Genomic DNA, 18,162 nt, shown 5'->3' on the forward strand with positions numbered 1-18,162 from the left:
GGGTTACTAATATGTCACAGTCGGATTTCATTCCGTTTATCGATGTGGTCGACCAGATCGCCAGCTTTTGCTCGCAACGGGTCACCGGGACGGCGTTGCTGATCAGCGACGACAACCGCATGGCCCAGGTCCACCTGCAAGGCGGCAAGATCGTCTTCATCCTGTGCCGCGGCCGCCGCGGCCGCGATGGGCTGGCGATCATGCGCACCATGCAGAATGCGCGCCTGACCCTGGACAAGGCCGGCATCGTCAATGCTGACGGACTGGACTGGCCGACCGAGATCGTGCTGGGCTACCTCGACGGTACCCTGGACGACTTGCCTGGCAGCGGCGTACTGGGCGGTGCAGCAGCGCGCCCTGCCGCCGCCGCGCCGCGTCCTGCCGCCACGCCCGGCCTCACGGCCGACATCAAGACCACCTTGCAAAAGTGCCTGGTGAAATATGTCGGACCGATGGCGGAAATCGTCTGCAGCGACCATTTCGATGGCGCCACCGATGTGCGCGCCGTGGTCATGGCCCTGTCCAAGGAAATTCCGAACGAGGACCAGGCCGCCAAGTTCAAGATCGACGTCGCCAAGGCGCTCGACATGCCCGCGTTCTAAGCAAGCCTGCGCGCGGCGGCCAAGCCGCCGCGCGCAGTGTCGTTGCGCTCCTCCTTCGCGCCCGCCTCAGGCCAGCTTCTGCTGCGCCACCACGATGCCATCGGCATCGGCATACAACCAATCCCCCGGCCGCACCGCCACCCCGCTGACGCAGATGCGCACATTGCGTTCGCCCGCGCCCAGCTTGCTGCTTTTGCGCGGATGGGTAGCGAGCGCGCGCACGCCGATGGCGCAGGCATTGATTTCGTCGCTGTCGCGCACGCAGCCATCGACCACGATCCCGCTCCAGCCATTGTTCTGCGCCAGCAGCGCCAGTTGGCCGCCGACCAGCGCGCGGCGCAGGCTGGCGCCGCCATCGATGACCAGCACATTGCCGTTGCCCGGCGCTTCGAGGGTGGCGCGCACCAGGGCATTGTCTTCGAACACCCTGAGGGTGGTGACGCTGCCGCAAAAGCGCACGTGCCGCCCGTACTGCGTAAACAGGGGCGGCAGCACGGCCAGGCGGCCGTCTTCCAGCAGTTCGGGGTGGTCGTCGCACAGGTCGGTGGTGGTAAAAGTCATGTCGGTTCGCTCGCAAAAGAGTGGAAATGAGAACGATTTTAAGCCATCGGCGCGCCACGCTCTGCTGACGTGGCTTCGACCGTGGCGGCGGCGTTCCGGTTCCCGTCCCGGCAAGGCATTCGCGGCGCGCGTGATGTGCCACAAGCGCGCTGCAAACAGGACAGACGGGCAAGCGCCGCGGCGCGATAATCGACCCCTCTTTCTCGACAAGGGGGCATGCATGCTCAGCACGCTGTCACAGCTCCGGCGCCTGTGGGACATCGTCACCGCCATCGCCAAATTACCGCACGCCCACCTGCAGTTCGACGCGGCCCTGGCGCCCGCCGAGGTGAGCGCCGCCTACCGCAACTTCACACGGCGCCACCCGCGCTACCGCATCATCGGCCACAAGACCATTGGCGCGGCCCTGGTCGACATTGACCAGTTCGGCACGCCCGCGGAATACCGCGCATCGATCGGCGCACGCAACTGGGGCGGCCATTTCGCGCGCCGCGCCCAGGCGCGCGGCTACCGCTTCGCCAGCATCGAGCGCAACCGCTACGCCGACGACATCCATGCCATCAACCAGTCAATGCCCGAGCGCCAGGGCCGGCCCATGGCCGCCAGCTACCAGGACCGCAGCGCGCACTACACCGACCACGCGCACTACCGCTATTACGGCGTGCTCGACAAGTCCGGCAAGCTGATGGCGTATTGCGAGCTGGGTATCTACGGCAATTTTGCGTTGTTCTCGCGCCTGCTCGGCTACCGCAACAATGACGGCATCATGCACTTCATGATCGTCGAAATCGTCAGCCTGCTGATCGCCGAACGCGGCCTGCGCTACGCCATGTACGACACCTGGTTCGGCGCGTCCGAGGGCTTGCGGCGCTTCAAGACCATCCTCGGCTTCAAGCCGTACCGGGTGCGCTACGCCCTGCTTCCGGCAGAGCGCCTGCACCCCGCCGCCTCAGGCCTGCTTGAGCTGCGGCGCGCGGCTGCTGCCGCCGACGGTCAGGGCGGTGCCGATCGCCAGCACCTGGAACAGGGCGATGCAGCCGAATACCCAGGCCGGGTGGCCGCCATCCATCATGGTGCCGAACAGGAGCGGGCCGAGCGCCAGGCCACTGTCGAGGCCCGAATAGACGATGCCGAACACGCGTCCGGTCGCGTTCTTCGGCGCCGCGGCGCGGATCAGTAAATCGCGCGAGGGACCCGCCACGCCGGCCGCCAGGCCGATGCCGCCCATCAGCACCACCGCCATCCAGCCCGGCACCACGGCCGCGCCGACCAGCAGCGCCATCAGCGCGGCGCAGATGAAGGACAGGGCGATTGTGCGGTCGTGGCGCTGGGCGCGCGCGGCCAAAAAGCCGCCCAGCACCATGCCGCCGGCCGAGGCCAGCATGTAGGCGGTGTAAGCGGTGGTGGCCGATGCCAGCGAAATGCCGTACAGCGCTACCAGGCTGGCCGAGGAAAAGCTCTGGATGCCGCCCAACGCGATGGCGGTCAGGAAAAAGAAGCCGAAGCTCATCCAGACAGCCGGCAGCTTCATGAAGGCGAACGAACTATCCTGCGCCACCCCGGCCGCCTGCACCGGAGCCGGATCGGCATGCAGATGGGCGCGCTGGGCGAACAGCAGCGCCAGCGTGGCGAAGGGAATGGCGGACGCGGACAGCAGCGCCACGCGCCAGCCGGCCAGCGCGGCGATGCCGGCCAAAAACGCGGGCGCGGCCGCCCAGCCCAGGTTGCCGCTGATGCCGTGCAGCGAAAAGGCGTGGGCGATGCGGGCGCGGCTGACGCGCTGGTTCAGCAAGGTGTAGTCGGCCGGATGGAATACGGCATTGCCCAGGCCGGCCAGCATGGAACCGGCCGCCAGCATGGCATAGGTGTGCGCCCCGGCCAGCACCAGGGCCGCCGTGCCGAGCAGCGCCAGCCCGCAAAACAGGACCCGGCGCGCGCCGCCCCGGTCCACCACGAAGCCGGACAAGGCCTGGCCGACGCCGGAGACGACGAAGAACACGGTCATCAGCAAGCCGAGCTGGGCGTACGACAGATCGAAGGCGGGTTTCAGCCACGGAAACAGGGCCGCCAGGATCAGGTGATAAAAGTGCGATACGCCGTGAGCCAGGGAAACAAGTCCGATGACGCGCGCATCCTCGCGCAGGGTAGGTGTGTTCATGAAGCATCCTTGAATGAGCAAACTCCAGTGTAAGTAAAAAACCGTCGACAGTTTTGAGACAGGAAGCCATACTTTGTCGCAAATCCGCCAATCGCATGCGCATGACCCTGACCATCCTGACCCATACCCGCTGGCAGCCGGCCGGACTCGAACCGACGCTGGCGCGCCCGGTGCGCGCCCTGGCGCGCGACCTCGACGTCACCCAGTGGCTGGCCCCGCACCAGCATCGCTGGGGCCAGCTGACCTTCGCCCTGAGCGGGGTGCTGCGCGTGACCACGCCCGGCAGCAGCTGGATCGTGCCGCCCCTGCGCGCGATCTGGATTGCGCCCAATGTCGAGCACGCCATCCACGTGCTCGAAACGGCGCGCCTGCGCCCGCTGTGCATCCTGGCCGCGCGCGCGCCGTTCGAGGGCGACGAATGCCGGGTGCTGACCGTGTCGGTGCTGCTGCGCGAGCTGATCATCGCGCTCGGGCAGGCCGGCCCGGGGCCGCGCGAGCACTTGCTGGCCGAGCTGATCCTCGACGAATTGCCCGGCTCGGCGACGCGTCCCATGCGCGTGCCCCTGCCCCGGGACAAACGCCTGGGCGCCCTGTGCGCGGCCCTGATCGCGGACCCGTCCTGCCAGCTGACCCTGGGCCAGTGGGCGGCCCAGGTCGGCGCCTCCGAGCGCACCCTGACCCGCCTGTTCGAGCGCGAGCTGGGGATGCGCTTCGGCCACTGGCGCCAGCAGGTGCGCCTGGCCCACGCCGCGCCCCTGATCGCGCGCGGCATGCCGCTCTCGCAGGTGGCCGGGGAACTTGGCTACGCCAGCCAGTCGGCCTTTTCGGCGATGTTCAAGAAAACCTTCGGCAGCTCGCCGAGCGCTTTTTTTGCCGACGATAACCCGCGCTGAACGGCGCCGTGACAAATAGTGTATTTCTGATCAGTATTAAGCACGTATAGTGGGCGCTTCCCTGTCGTCCCCAATTTTAGGAGTTCTCTGGTGGTTTTACTTATCGGTTTTGCGCTGCTCGTCTGCCTGGTCGTCCTGTTCTACCGCGTGACGGATGCGCCGAAAGAGCCTGCGGCCGGCACCGCGAGCGCCGCCGGCTCGGCCAACCTGTCCGGCATCGGGGTGGCGTACATCTCGAACGGCAAGCTGTTCTACCAGCCCGACGGCGGCGCGCTGCGCCAGTTGCACAGCCCCTACATCCAGGAGATCGAAGACCGCCTGGCGCGCAGCAACGAGCGCAATTCGTGGAAGAAAAACACCAGCTTCGAAGTGGGCGCCTACGGCCAGATGAAGCAGTTCGGCGACGCCGCCAATGGCATCCGCTATACCTCGGCCCAGTTCGACCAGCATCAGGCCATCCTGTATTTCCTGAGCGACGCGGGCATCGGCGGCCTGTTTTCCCTCAACCTGGAGACGGGCGTGGAAACGCGCATCGTGCACCGCCAGCATCTCGATTTGAGCGACCTGAACCTGAACCGCGACACCGGCATACTGGTCTGCACCTCCTCGTCCAAGGACAGCATCACCAATATCGCCACGCTCGACGTACAGGGCAACAAGCTGCGCGAGCTGACCGGCGGCGACACGGCCGATTCGGCGCCGGCCTGGTGCGACGAAGACACCATCGTCTACCAGTCGGCCGGACTGGCGCGCGACGGCCAGGGCATGATCGTTGCGCTCGGCCACAGCACCATCCAGAAGCTGGACCTGCGCTCGGGCAAGCTGGACACGGTACTGGACGAGGCCAACACCGACTTCCTGCATCCGCGCGTAACAAGCACGGGCGAACTGCTGTTCATCCGCCGTCCGTACGAGGTGCCGCAATACAGCAGCGGCAATATCCTGCTCGATACCCTACTGTTCCCGTTCCGCCTGCTGCGCGCGGTGTTCCACTACCTGAATTTCTTCTCGATCATGTACAGCCGCAAGCCGCTCACCGGCGCCAGCGGACCAGCGGCCCAGGCCGACGTGAAGGCCATCATCCTCAAGGGCAAGCGCATCGATGCCGAGAAAGCCCTGCGCAGCGAAAACATGGTGGCCGGCGTGCCCTCGCTGGTACCGGCCAGCTGGCAACTGGTACAGCGCAACCGCTCGGGCGATGATCGCGTGCTGGCGAGCAATGTGGCGTCCTACGACATCACACCGGCTGGACAGATCCTGTACTCAAACGGACGCGGCGTGTTCCTGCTGGGCGATGACGGACGCTCGACCCTGGTGCTCAAAGGCGACCTGGTGGGCGACATCATCGCGCGTTGAGCCGGGCCGCCGGCGAACGCAGCGCCGGGTTCCGGCAGCTGACAAAGCCGCTCAAGTCGGCGCCAGTCACGCGAGCTTGCGCGCCGCAATCGCCAGGTAGCGCGGGTCGCCATAGACAAGCGACTCGCACCAGGCCGAATAGCACAACTTGACGACGTGCGCATCGGTGGCCCGCGCAGCTTGCGCCATGCACGCTTGCCAGTCAATCCCCGCAGCGGGCGCGGGCGTGCCCCCAGGTGCAGGCTCGACTGTCAGGCTCGCGACTACCACCGCTTCCCACAGATAGCGCAGCGCCTGCCGTGGGTCGCCCGCGTACGGCGCCACTACCCGGAAAGCATGGCAAGCCGTGACAGTGTGCAAGAGCGTGAAATTTTCCTGCGCATGGTAGGCGCCAAGCGCAAACAGCGCCACCTGGCGCAGGTCGAGCGTGGCCGGCTGGATCGCCGTGCCGGCCACGGCGGGATGGCGTGCCGCCTGGCGCATGTGGTCGATGATGATGCCATCCCACGGCGCATGGCCGGCCACCGCACGGGCCAGGCGCGCCGCGATGGTGGCCGGCGCCTCGTCCACCTGGTCCGGCGCCAGATCCAGGGTCACGTATTCCATGACCCAGTAGGCCAGCGCGGCGCAAGTTTCGTCCAGGTCATCGGCATCGATGGCGTACGCAAGCCGGATCAGGCAATGAAACGCCGACGCCGACACGCCCGGCAACAGCCGTGGCACCCAGCCGCGCAATACGGCGTCGAGGCCGTCGCGGCGCACGCTCTCCTGGAAAAAGCGCTCGAGGCCGCCGGCGTTGCGTCCCTTGCCCAGCCACGCAAGCGCATCCGCCACCGCGCCGATATCGCCATCCTGCGCCTCCAGGCGGCGCGCATTGACGTCGAACGCGCGTTGCATGGCGTCGGCCGGCGCGCCCATGCGCTCGAGCGCGATCAGCGTCATCGGCAAGTGATTGGCGAGCCGCTCGCCATACAGCGGCCCGTAGCGCCGGCTGCGCCTCAGCAAGTCGCGGCAAGTATCCGACAATATCGTCATGCAAGTTCTCCACGTGATCCACCAGCCCGACAGACTACCACCGGCCGCCATCCCGCGCACGCCATGAAAGCGCCCTGATCTCCCGCGCCGCATCGCCTGCTGGCGATCAATCCCGCGCAGCGGCAGCGATGCAAACTCGACAGGCCAGGGGCGACGGCCCCACTCTTTCAAAGAGGAAATCCATGGTCACACGTAAAAAAAACGGACCGTCCACCGACGGCGCAGGTTCCATCTTCAGCACCGTCGCGGGTCCCTCGGACCCGACCCTGCCCGGCAGCCTGGGCAGCACCAATCCCACTGCGGAGCGCTTGCTCGACAAAGCCGGCGGCCAAGCGGACCTGGCCGATGAGCGGCCCTTCAACGCCACCAAAGCGCTCGAATACGGCGCTGCGGCGCGCACGCCCCACAGCGGCGAAGCGTATGCGGCGTCGACCCCGCTGGCCACGGCCAGCACCAGCACCGACAACGTCGCCTCGCCCAAGGTCGGCGCCGGCACCGCGCATCTGGGCGACAACGCCCTGAACAGTTCGCTGGACCGGGTGCGCGCCGACGATACCGAACAGCGCCTGACCACCAACCAGGCCGTTCCGGTGTCGAGCAACCAGGACTCGCTCAAGACCGGCCTGCGCGGCCCGATCGCCCTGGAAGACTTCGTCATGCGCGAAAAAATCACCCACTTCGGCCACGAGCGCATCCCGGAACGGGTGGTGCACGCGCGCGGTTCGGCCGCGCACGGCTACTTCGAATCCTGCCAGGACCTGTGCCAGCTCACGCGCGCCGCCCCCTTCGCCCATGCGGGCAAGCGTACCCCGGTGTTCGTGCGGTTCTCCACCGCCACCGGCGAGCGCGGCTCGCCCGACACGGCGCGCGACGTGCGCGGCTTTGCCGTCAAGTTCTACAGCGACGAAGGCAACTGGGACCTGGTGGCCAACAACATCCCGGTGTTCTTCATCCAGGACCCGATGAAGTTCCCCGATGTGGCCCACGCCATCAAGCCCGAACCGCACCACGGCATGCCGCAAGCGTCCAGCGCGCACGACACCTTCTGGGATTTCGCCTCGCTCAGCCCCGAAATCACCCACATGCTCATGTGGATCATGTCCGACCGCGCCATCCCGCGCAGCTACCGCATGATGCAAGGCTTCGGCGTGCACACCTTCAAGCTCATCAACGCCAAGGGCGACGTACGCCTGTGCAAATTCCACTGGACCCCGCTGCAGGGCACCCACTCGCTGGTGTGGGACGAGGCGTTCAAGCTGCGCGGCGTCGATGCCGACTACCACCGGCGCGACCTGTGGCAAGCTATCGAGGCCGGCAACTTCCCCGAGTACGAACTGGGCCTGCAAGTGTTCACCGAAGAGGAAGCCGCCACCTTCCCCTTCGACATCCTCGACCCGACCAAGCTGATCCCCGAGGAATTGGTCCCGGTGTTCCCGGTTGGCAAACTGGTCCTGAACCGCAACCCGGACAATTTCTTTGCCGAGACCGAACAAGTGGCATTTTGCACGCAGCACATTATTCCCGCCATCGACTTCAGCAACGACCCGATCCTGCAAGGCCGCAACCATTCCTATCCGGATACCCAGATCACGCGCCTGGGCGGCCCCAACTTCCACGAAATCCCCATCAACGCGCCGCTGGCCGAGGTGCACAACAACCAGCGCGAAGGCGTTCACCGGCAAACGATCAACCGCGGCCGGGTCAATTACGAGCCGAACTCGCTGGCGGGCGGCTGCCCCTTCCAGGTGGCCGCGCCGGTTTTGTGAGCATGCCCGACGCGGTGATCGGCAACAAGCTGCGCGGCAAGCCCGAACTGTTCGCCGACCACTATTCGCAAGCGCGCCTGTTCTGGATCAGCCAGAGCGCGCCCGAGCAAGCCCATATCATCGACGCCTTCCGCTTCGAGCTGACGCGCGTGGAAACGCTGGCGATCCGGATACGCATGGTGGCCGGCCTGGTCAATGTCGATGCGGCCCTGGCGCGCGCCGTGGCGGCGGGCCTGGGCATCGCCGTGCCGCCGCCGCTGCCGCTGGCCACCACCCTGCCGCTGCCGGCGTATGCGCCCTCGCCCGCCCTCTCCCTGCTCAGCCGTCCGGGCGTGGCCGGCATCCGCACGCGCCAGGTGGCCATCCTGGTCGCCTCCGGCACGGACGGCGCATTGGCGCGCGCCATCTATACCGCCCTGCTGGAAGATGGCGCCGTGCCGCGCCTGGTAGGCCAGCGGCTCGGCCAGGTCGGTTCGCTCGACGGCCAGCCCCTGCATGTGGAAATCACCGTCGAAGCCAGCCCCTCGGTGGTGTACGACGCGATGGTGCTGCCGGCAGGGGACGATGGCGCCATCGCGCTCGGACGCGACCCGCGCGTGATCGACTTCGTGCGCGAGCAGTACCGCCACGGCAAGCCGATCCTTGCCATCGGCACGGGCGCCGCCGTGCTGGCCCAGGCCGCGATCCCGCAAACCTTGCCGGACGGCAGCGACGATCCCGGCATTGTCCACGCCAGCGCCAGCCTGGCGGCGCAAGCGCTCCAGCGCTTCAAGACAGCCCTCGCAGGGCACCGCACTTTTGCGCGCGAAACCGATCCGCCAACCGTGTAAGCGACAGCGTGTGTGGTAAAGCCGGCTACGCGCCGGCTTTTTTGTACGGCGCAAAATGGTGGCGTGATATGCGCTTTGTGCATACACTATGTAAAAAGCACTGAAGAAGTAGCAAAAACCAATACCAAATCACCGTTTATCAGACTCCCCGCCGGCCTGTTGCAGAACAAGAACACACGAATGCTTACAACCATCCTTCGTGTTCTGCCGCGCGCCGGTGTATCATTGTTGCCTACAACCAAGATCGCCTTTTATTAACCAATTGCCTTGAAAAAAGGTAACGACGGAGAGCTGTTCGCGTGTTTACTTCAAGTTACGAAACAAATGTCGGCATTGGCGTTTTGATCTTAGTGCTCCTCTACGTGGCCTACCGTGTCGTCGTCCACATGTTGCGCGAACGCGAAATCAAAGCGCTGCAACAGCGTGATGAACCGACCATGCTCGAGGATACCGGCCAGGCCAAGGAATTTGCCCGCCTCCAGGCTGAAAAGGAAGCCGCCGAGGACGCGCAACGGTTGGAAGCGGAACGCCTCGCCGCCGTCGCCGCGCGCGCCGCGGAGGAACAGGCAAAACTGGACCGCCTGGCCGCGCTGGAAGAAGAACGCCTGGCAGGCGAAGCGGAGCAGCGTGCCGCAGACGCCGAAGCGCAACGCCTCGAAGCGGTGATCGAGGCCGCCCGCCTCGACCTGGAGCGCCTTGCCATTGCCGAGGAAAATGCGCGCCGTGAGGCCGAGCGTCTTGCGGTGATCGAAGCCGAACGCATCGAAGGCGAACGCATCGCTGCCGCCGAGGCGGCCCGTGTCGAGGTCGAGCGCATCGCCGCAGCCGAAGCGGCGCGCCTGGAAGCCGAGCGTGTTGCCGCTGCCGAAGCGGCCCGGCTGGAAGCCGAACGCAGCGCCGCCGCCGAAGCCGCGCGTCTGGAAGCCGAGCGCATTGCCGCCGCCGAAGCGGCCCGTCTGGAAGCCGAACGCATTGCCGCTGCCGACGCTGCGCGCCTGGAATCGGAACGTCAAGCCGCCGAGGAAGCGGCGCGCCAGGAAGCGCAACGCCTTGCCGATGAACAGGCCGCGCAGCTGGAAGCAAAACGCATCGCCGACGAGCACGCCGCCCAACTGGAAGCGCAGCGCATCGCCGACGAGCACGCCGCGCAGCTGGAAGCGAAGCGCCTGGCCGATGCACATGCCGCCCAGCTGGAAGCCGAACGCAGCGCCGCGATTGAAGCGGCCCAGCGCGAAGCTGACCGCATTGCCGCCGACGATGCGGCGCGCCGCGAAGCCGAGCGTCTTGCCGCCGAAGAAGCCGAACGCATTGAAGCCGACCGTCTTGCCGCTGAAGAAGCCAAACGCATCGAAGCCGACCGTCTTGCCGCCGAAGAGGCCGCGCGCATCGAAGCACAGCGCCGCGCCGAGGCCGAGGCGGCACGCCTGCAAGCAGAACAGGCCGCCAAGGCGGAAGCGGAACGCATTGCCGCCGAACAAGCCGCCCGCCTTGAAGCGGAACGCGTCGCCGCCGAACAAGCCGCGCGCATCGCAGCCGAACGCATCGAGGCGCAACGTATTGCAGCCGCGCAGGCGGCACAAGCGGAAGCCGAACAGGCTGCCCGTGTGGAAGCGCTACGGCTCGCTGCCGAACAGGCAGCGCAGGCGGACGCGCAGCGCAGCGCCGCAGCACGCCTGGCCGAGGAAGAAGCGGCCCGCCAGCAAGCTGCCGCTCCAGTCGCTCCAGCCGCCCCGGCCGCCCCGGCCCGCGTGATCGAGCCGAAAGCCGCTGCCGACACGGTGGTCATGATCGCGGACGACTCCAAGGTCGTGCGCGTGAAAACCAACCGCTTGCTGGTCAACAATCAGTTTCAGGTGGCGATGGCGGAAGATGGTCTCGATGCGATGAAACAGATCGCCGAGCGCATGCCCGACGTGCTGATCACCGACGTTGAAATGCCCGGCATGAACGGCTTTGAGCTGACCCGCCACGTGCGCGAGAACCCGCTGACGGCGCACATCCCCGTGATCATGATCAGTGCCGAAGAAAGCTACCAGACCAAGGCCGCCGATGCCGGCGTCGATGTGTTGCTTGGCAAGCCGTATTCGGATACCGTGATGATTGACCACATCCAGCGCTTCATGCGCCAGGGCCGCGGCTGATTCCCCAGCGCTAGACCGGGGGCCTTGCCCCGACCGAAAACCGTCCTTCCTGCTACTGCGGGAAGGGCGGTTTTTGCATTCCGGGCCAGCCGTCCTGTCCGGCTCACCCACCCTGCCACTACCCTCCTTGACTGTCGGAAATCTTTACAGTCGAACTGTCAAATCCCGCCTCTGGAAAAATTTAATCTTTAGTAACAAGGGCTTAACATTCTGGCACGAAACTTGCTCTCTAGCATACGTTTTTGAGAGTAACTCATCCATGCAATGCTGCTCAGCATGAAGCGTGATGAAAAATATATTAATAGTCTGATTCCAATCAGCGACACCTTGAAAAGCGGAAATGAAAACTTTAAAACGTCTACTGAAGATCGCGCCGGTCCTCCTGTGCGCATACGCGGGCTCGGCCCAGGCACTCGTCATCAACTTCACGCCCGCGCCCGGCATGGATCCGCTGGCGCTGGCCGGCTTCCAGGCCGCTGCCGCGCGCTGGACCAATGTGTTGCATGACAACGTACAGGTCAACCTGAACATCGGCTTCATGGCGCTCGATCCGGGCGTGCTCGGTTCGACCGGCTCGACCCAGGAACTGTTCAGCTACGACGGCTACCGCAAGGCACTCGCCAAGGACGCCTGGAGCATCAGCGACAAGACCGCCGTGGCCAACCTGTCGAAAAGCAGCTGCCTGAACGTGATCATGAACGGCACCGGCACCAACCCGTCGGGCATCGGCAGCGCCACGCCCTTCCTGGACGATAACTGCGATGACAACAACAGCAACATCCGCATGACCCGCGCCAACGCGCGCGCGCTCGGCCTGGCCGACGCCAAGGATGACATCTCCGACGGCGAAATCAATTTCAGCAGCCTGTTCAGCTGGGACTTCGATCCGAGCAATGGCGTCGACGGCAAGGCCTTCGACTTCATCGGCGTGGCCGCGCACGAAATCGGCCACGCGCTCGGCTTCATCAGCGGCGTCGACGTGCTCGACTACAACCGCGACGGCGACTATGCCGACGCCGAGTTCACCTACATTTCCCCAGGCGACCTGTATCGCTGCTCGGACCACAGCAAGAAAAAGGCGGCGGACCTGGACTGGTCGGCCGACACGCGCACCAAGTACTTCTCGCTCGATAAGTGCCAGAACACCCTGGCGACCTTCTCCACCGGCTCGACCTATGGCGATGGCCAGCAAGCCAGCCACTGGCAGGACGACATGCATCTGGGCCTGCTCGACCCGACCGCCGGCCGTGGCGAAAAGCTCGGCCTGTCGCCGCTGGACGTGCAGTATTTTGACGTGATCGGCTGGAACGTGGTTCCCGAGCCGGGCGCGATTGCGCTCTTCATGCTTGGCCTGGCAGGCCTGGTCGGCGTGCGCCGCAAGCGTTGATCCACAACAGGCGCGGACGGGCTGCCTGCCCGCCCGCGCCTGTTTGACTACCCGCCGCCTGCTTACTCGAAGCTCAGGCTGCCGTTCCTGACCCGCACCGGGATCTGGTCCTTGGGTCCGAAGCGTCCCGACAAAATCAGCTTCGACAGCGGATTTTCGATCTGCTGCTGGATGGCCCGCTTGAGCGGCCGCGCGCCATACACCGGGTCGTAGCCCGCCTCGGCGATCTTCTGCAAGGCTTCTTCCGAGACATCGAGCGTCATCTCCATCTTCGCCAGGCGCTGTTCCAGGTGCTTGAGCTGGATCTTGGCGATGGCGCCGATGTTCTTCTCGTCGAGCGCATGGAACACCACGATCTCGTCGATCCGGTTGATGAACTCCGGCCGGAAGTGCGAGCGCACCTCGGCCATCACCGCCAGCTTGACCACGCCCGGATCGTCGCTGTCCATCGACTGGATCTTGTGCGATCCCAGGTTCGAGGTCATCACGATCACCGTGTTCTTGAAGTCCACCGTGCGTCCCTGGCCATCGGTCATGCGGCCATCGTCGAGCACTTGCAGCAGCACGTTGAAGACATCGCTGTGCGCCTTTTCGACTTCATCGAGCAGGATCACGCTGTACGGCTTGCGCCGCACGGCTTCGGTCAGGTAGCCGCCTTCGTCGTAACCCACGTAGCCGGGCGGCGCGCCGATCAGGCGGGCCACCGAATGCTTCTCCATGAATTCACTCATGTCGATGCGGATCATCGACTCCTCGGTATCGAACAGGAAGCCCGCCAGCGCCTTGCACAACTCGGTCTTGCCGACCCCCGTGGGGCCGAGGAACATGAAGGAGCCGTACGGGCGGTTCGGGTCCGACAGGCCGGCGCGCGAACGCCGGATCGCGTCGGACACGGCGACAATCGCCTCGTCCTGCCCCACCACGCGCTCGTGCAGCTTTTCTTCGATGTGCAGCAGCTTGTCACGCTCGCCCTGCATCATGCGCGAGACCGGAATGCCGGTCGCGCGCGAGACCACTTCGGCGATTTCCTCGGCGCCGACCTGGGTGCGCAGCAGCTTCGGCTTGGCATTTTCGGCGGCGCGCGTGGTATCGGCTTCGGCGTGCTTCAACTGCGCTTCGAGTTCGGGCAGCTTGCCGTACTGGAGCTCCGACACTTTCTGCCAGTTGCTGCTGCGCGTCGCTTCTTCCATCTGCAGGCGCACACGCTCGATTTCTTCCTTGATGTGCGTGGTGCCCTGCACGATGGCCTTCTCGGACTTGAGGATTTCCTCGAAATCGTTGTACTCGCGTTCCAGGCGCACGATTTCCTCGTCGATCAGGTCAAGCCGCTTGCGCGAGGCCTCGTCCTTTTCCTTCTTGACCGCTTCGCGTTCGATTTTCAGCTGGATGATGCGGCGTTCCAGCTTGTCCATCACCTCCGGCTTGGAATCGATCTCGATCTTGATCTTCGAGGCCGCTTCGTCGATCAGGTCGATCGCCTTGTCGGGCAGGAAGCGGTCGGTGATGTAGCGGTGCGACAGTTCGGCCGCCGCGATGATGGCCGCGTCGGTGATCTCCACCTTGTGATGCAGCTCGTATTTGTCTTGCAGGCCGCGCAGGATGGCAATGGTCGCTTCCACGCTCGGCTCGTCCACGATGATCTTCTGGAAGCGGCGCTCCAGCGCGGCATCCTTCTCGATGTACTTGCGGTATTCGTCGAGCGTGGTCGCGCCGACGCAATGCAGTTCGCCGCGCGCCAGCGCGGGTTTGAGCATATTGCCCGCATCCATGGCGCCTTCGGCCTTGCCGGCGCCGACCATCGTGTGCATTTCGTCGATGAAGACGATGGTCTGGCCCTCGTCCTGCGCCAGTTCCTTGAGCACCGACTTGAGGCGTTCCTCGAACTCGCCGCGGTACTTGGCGCCCGCCAGCAGGGCCGCCATGTCGAGCGAGAGCACGCGCTTGCCCTTGAGCGAATCGGGCACCTCGCCATTGATGATGCGCTGCGCCAGGCCTTCGACGATGGCGGTCTTGCCCACGCCAGGCTCGCCGATCAGCACCGGGTTGTTCTTGGTGCGGCGCTGCAGCACCTGGATCGCGCGCCGGATTTCATCATCGCGCCCGATCACCGGATCGAGCTTGCCGAGGCGGGCGCGCTCGGTCAGGTCGAGCGTATATTTTTTCAGCGATTCGCGCTGGCCTTCGGCGTCGGCCGACTTCACGCCCTCGCCGCCGCGCACGGCCTGGATCGCGGTCTCCAGGGCCTTGCGAGTCAGGCCGCTTTCGCGCGCCAGGGTACCGGCGTCGGACTTGTCTTCGGTCAGCGCCAGCAGCACCATTTCGCTGGACAGGAACTGGTCGCCGCGCTTCTGCGCTTCCTTGTCGGCCAGATTGAGCACGCCCACGAACTCGCGCCCCGCCTGCACCTGGCCGCCGTTGCCGGACACCTTGGGCAGGCGCTCCAGGGAACTGCGCAGGGCCGTGGTCAGGCTGCCCACGTTCACGCCGGCGCGCTGCAGCAGCGAGCGCGCGGCGCCGTCGTCCTGGTTCAACAGGGCCGACAGCAGGTGGACCGGTTCGATATACTGATTGTCATTGCCCACCGCGAGGCTTTGCGCATCGGACAGCGCTTCCTGCAGTTTGGTGGTCATTTTGTCTTGGCGCATGGTCGAGCTCCACAAAAAAGTGCGATTAACTTGATTGAAAGATTGGGCCGCGCGCGCCTTTTTCAAGGCACGCAAGCCGATCGAGGCGATTGCCCGTGATACTCTTGCGATCTTGAAACTTATATTGAGGTGCCGCCTTGTCTATTCCTCGCTTGCGCGCCCTCGGCGCCCTCCTCCTGGCCAGCGCCGCCTGTACCGCCGCCCCGGCGCCGGCGCCCGTGCGTGCCGACGCGCTCACCGAGGCCGACGCGGCGGCGCGCTCGAAGCGCATCGCCAATGTCGCGTATGTGCTCGACTTTACGCTGAGCGGCCAGGAGTCCTTCAGCGGCAGCAGCACCCTGCAGTTCGACCTGACCGATGCGCGCGCACCCATTACCGTCGACCTGGACAAGGCCAGCATCACCGCCCTCAGCGTCAACGGCGTGACGCTAGCGCCCCAGTACAACAAGGCCTACATCACGATTGCAGCGCGCCACCTCAAGGCGGGCCGCAACAGCATCGCGGTGAGCTACCAGCGCGCCCACAGCACCAATGGCGAAGGGCTGCACCGCATGCTCGACTCGGTCGACGGCAAGGTCTACACCTACTCGCATTTCGAGCCGGCGGCGGCGAGCCAGATGTTTGCCCTGTTCGACCAGCCCGACCTGAAAGCGACTTATCAACTGACCGTGACCGCGCCGGCCGACTGGCAGGTGGTCTCCACCAGGCGCGAAAGCGCCATCGAGGAGCGCGGCGCCACGCGGCGCTGGACCTTCCCGGCCACCAAACAGCTGAGCGCCTACAATTTTTCGATGCACGCGGGACCGTACAAGGTCTGGGAAGACAACAGCGGCCCGTATCCGATGCGCCTGTTCGCACGCCAGTCGGTAGCCGCGCAGGTGTCGCCCGCCGACTGGTTCAAGTACACCAAACAGGGTCTGGCCTACTTCGACAATTACTTCGGCATTCCCTACCAGTTTGAAAAGTACGACCAGCTGATGGTGCCGGACTTCCTGTACGGCGCCATGGAAAACGCGGCGGCGGTGACCTTCGCCGAAGACGGCTTCCTGTACAAGGCGGCCATGACCGACGCCCAGCGCGAAAGCCTGGCCGAAGTGATCCTGCACGAAATGGCGCACCAGTGGTTCGGCGACCTGGTGACCATGAAATGGTGGAATGGCCTGTGGCTCAACGAAAGCTTCGCCTCCTTCATGGCCACCATGGCGACGGCCGAATCGACCGAGTTCACCGGCGCCTGGCAAACCTTCTATTCCGAAGGCAAGCAGGAAGCCTATGTGCAGGACCAGAGCCCGGCCACGCACCCGATCGAGGTGCCGGTGGCGTCGAGCGCAAACGCGTTCGACAACATCGATGCGATCACCTACTCGAAAGGCGCGTCGACCCTCAAGCAGCTGCGCCATTTGCTGGGCGAGGAAGTGTTCCGCAAGGGCGTGCACAATTACCTCGTGAAGTACCAGTACAAGAACGCGCAGCTCGATGACTTCATCGGCAGCCTGGGCGACGCCGCCGGGCGCGACCTCAAGCCGTGGACCAGGCAATGGCTGTACAAGGCCGGCGTGAACACGCTGGCGGCCGAGTACCGCTGCCAGGCCGGCAAGGTCGCCAGCTTCACCTTGCGCCAGGGCGCCACGGCAGCGCTGCCGACCCTGCGCGAGCAGCGCGTGCAGGTCGCGACCTTCATTCTCGATGGCGGCAAGCTCGTTCCCGGCAAGACCGTGCCGGTCACCTACAGCGGCGCCGTGACAGCGGTGCCGGCGCTGGTGGGCAGCGCCTGCCCCGACCTGGTGTATCCGAACTACCAGGACTGGGGCTACGTCAAGGTCAAGCTGGACAAGCGCTCGTTTGCAACGGCCAGCAGCCAGCTGGGCGCCATCGAGGAGCCGCTGCTGCGCGCGATGATGTGGCAAAGCCTGTGGGACGGCGTGCGCGATGGCGAACTGCCGCTGGAAAGCTTCATCCAGACGGCACTAAGCAATGCGCCGCTCGAAAAGAACTACAACCTGCTCGGCGATGTGCTGACCAAGGTGGCGGGCGCCAAATACTATATCGACGTGATGCACGCGCCGCCGCGCTACGCGCAAAAGACCATCGCCGCGCTGGAAGAGATGACCTGGAGCGGCGTATTGGCCAGCAAGGGCAACGCCAACTTCACGCACCGCTGGATCAACGCCTACCTGGACGCCGCCACCACCGCGCAAGCGCAGCAGCGGCTGGTATCGGTCCTGGACGGCAGCACCGTGCTCGACGGCGTGCCGCTGGACCAGGACCTGCGCTGGAAAATCGTCGAAGCGCTCAGCCGCGCCGGTTATGCCGGCAGCGGGGCCTTGCTCGCCGCCGAACAGGCGCGCGACAATTCCGATACCGGCCAGGCGGCCGCGCTGCGCGCCGCCGTGATCCGGCCCGATGCCGCCGTCAAGCAGGAATGGCTGGCCACGATCATGGACCTGAAAACGGCGCTGCCGTTTTCGCGCGTGCGCACGGCCATGGAAAACCTGTATCCGCCGGCGCAGCGGGCCCTGAGCGAAATGAGCGCGGCGCAGCGCCTGCGCCAGCTACCGGCGCTCGACAAGGCGGCCGGCCCGGTCTACATGCGCACCTGGGCCGCAACGCTGATCCCCAAGGACTGCACGCCGGCCAGCGTCGAGCGCCTGGCAAAGGCCGGCAGGCAGTTGAAGGGATTGTCGGAAGGGACCCTGCGCGCGCTGCGCGACCAGCATGAAAACGAGCGGCGCTGCCTGGCGGTCAGGAAGGCGATGAAGTTCCCGCAGCAGTGATGCGGCTGCCGGGC

The 18,162-nt window shown here is 65.5% G+C and carries 11 protein-coding genes and 1 pseudogene; 7 read left to right on the top strand and 5 right to left on the bottom strand.

Translation table 11 applies throughout. The annotated features are described in order from the left end of the window. Positions 1-11 precede the first annotated feature (11 nt). On the top strand, positions 12-602 hold the full coding sequence (locus tag PO883_RS01130; RefSeq protein WP_167084770.1) for a hypothetical protein: 591 nt from the start codon (positions 12-14) through the stop codon (positions 600-602). Between the two features lie 66 nt (positions 603-668). Here PO883_RS01130 and rraA read toward each other — a convergent pair whose 3' ends face one another. Both rraA and PO883_RS01140 read right to left on the bottom strand, forming a co-directional pair. Beyond that, positions 669-1,163, bottom strand: coding sequence for a ribonuclease E activity regulator RraA (rraA, locus tag PO883_RS01135; protein ID WP_289308135.1), 495 nt, complete (start codon positions 1,161-1,163; stop codon positions 669-671). 949 nt (positions 1,164-2,112) lie between these two features. Beyond that, a complete protein-coding gene (locus PO883_RS01140) occupies positions 2,113-3,321 on the bottom strand; it encodes an MFS transporter (RefSeq protein WP_289308136.1) in 1,209 nt (402 codons plus the stop codon). A gap of 101 nt (positions 3,322-3,422) precedes the next feature. Here PO883_RS01140 and PO883_RS01145 point away from each other — a divergent pair, with 101 nt between their 5' ends. Beyond that, positions 3,423-4,214, top strand: coding sequence for a helix-turn-helix transcriptional regulator (locus PO883_RS01145; protein ID WP_289308137.1), 792 nt, complete (start codon positions 3,423-3,425; stop codon positions 4,212-4,214). A 90-nt stretch (positions 4,215-4,304) separates the two neighbouring features. Then, the gene (locus tag PO883_RS01150; RefSeq protein WP_289308138.1) at positions 4,305-5,570 is read left to right on the top strand and encodes a hypothetical protein; all 1,266 of its coding nucleotides are present in this window, start codon (positions 4,305-4,307) and stop codon (positions 5,568-5,570) included. Between the two features lie 66 nt (positions 5,571-5,636). Here PO883_RS01150 and PO883_RS01155 read toward each other — a convergent pair whose 3' ends face one another. After that, positions 5,637-6,605: a questin oxidase family protein gene (locus tag PO883_RS01155; RefSeq protein ID WP_289308139.1), complete on the bottom strand. Its 969-nt coding sequence runs from the start codon at positions 6,603-6,605 to the stop codon at positions 5,637-5,639. A gap of 182 nt (positions 6,606-6,787) precedes the next feature. On the opposite strand from PO883_RS01155, the pseudogene PO883_RS01160 reads away from it, so the two are divergent. Beyond that, positions 6,788-9,201: pseudogene (locus PO883_RS01160) on the top strand (catalase). A 347-nt stretch (positions 9,202-9,548) separates the two neighbouring features. On the opposite strand, the gene PO883_RS01165 reads toward PO883_RS01160, so the two are convergent. After that, the gene (locus tag PO883_RS01165; protein ID WP_289308140.1) at positions 9,549-10,781 is read right to left on the bottom strand and encodes a hypothetical protein; all 1,233 of its coding nucleotides are present in this window, start codon (positions 10,779-10,781) and stop codon (positions 9,549-9,551) included. Between the two features lie 24 nt (positions 10,782-10,805). Between PO883_RS01165 and PO883_RS01170 the strand changes: the two genes are divergently transcribed. Both PO883_RS01170 and PO883_RS01175 read left to right on the top strand, forming a co-directional pair. Beyond that, positions 10,806-11,342, top strand: a complete 537-nt coding sequence (locus PO883_RS01170) for a response regulator (RefSeq protein ID WP_289308141.1) — start codon at positions 10,806-10,808, stop codon at positions 11,340-11,342. A gap of 340 nt (positions 11,343-11,682) precedes the next feature. Next, positions 11,683-12,729, top strand: coding sequence for an NF038122 family metalloprotease (locus PO883_RS01175; RefSeq protein ID WP_289308142.1), 1,047 nt, complete (start codon positions 11,683-11,685; stop codon positions 12,727-12,729). Between the two features lie 62 nt (positions 12,730-12,791). On the opposite strand, the gene clpB is transcribed toward PO883_RS01175, so the two are convergent. Beyond that, positions 12,792-15,374, bottom strand: a complete 2,583-nt coding sequence (clpB, locus tag PO883_RS01180) for an ATP-dependent chaperone ClpB (protein ID WP_289308143.1) — start codon at positions 15,372-15,374, stop codon at positions 12,792-12,794. 137 nt (positions 15,375-15,511) lie between these two features. Here clpB and pepN point away from each other — a divergent pair, with 137 nt between their 5' ends. Beyond that, the gene (gene pepN, locus PO883_RS01185) at positions 15,512-18,148 is read left to right on the top strand and encodes an aminopeptidase N (protein ID WP_289308144.1); all 2,637 of its coding nucleotides are present in this window, start codon (positions 15,512-15,514) and stop codon (positions 18,146-18,148) included. The last annotated feature ends 14 nt before the right edge of the window (positions 18,149-18,162 follow it).

Origin of the sequence: Massilia sp. DJPM01 (genome assembly GCF_030348125.1) — a bacterium.
In the GTDB taxonomy this organism is placed as follows: Bacteria; Pseudomonadota; Gammaproteobacteria; order Burkholderiales; family Burkholderiaceae_D; genus Telluria_A; species Telluria_A frigida.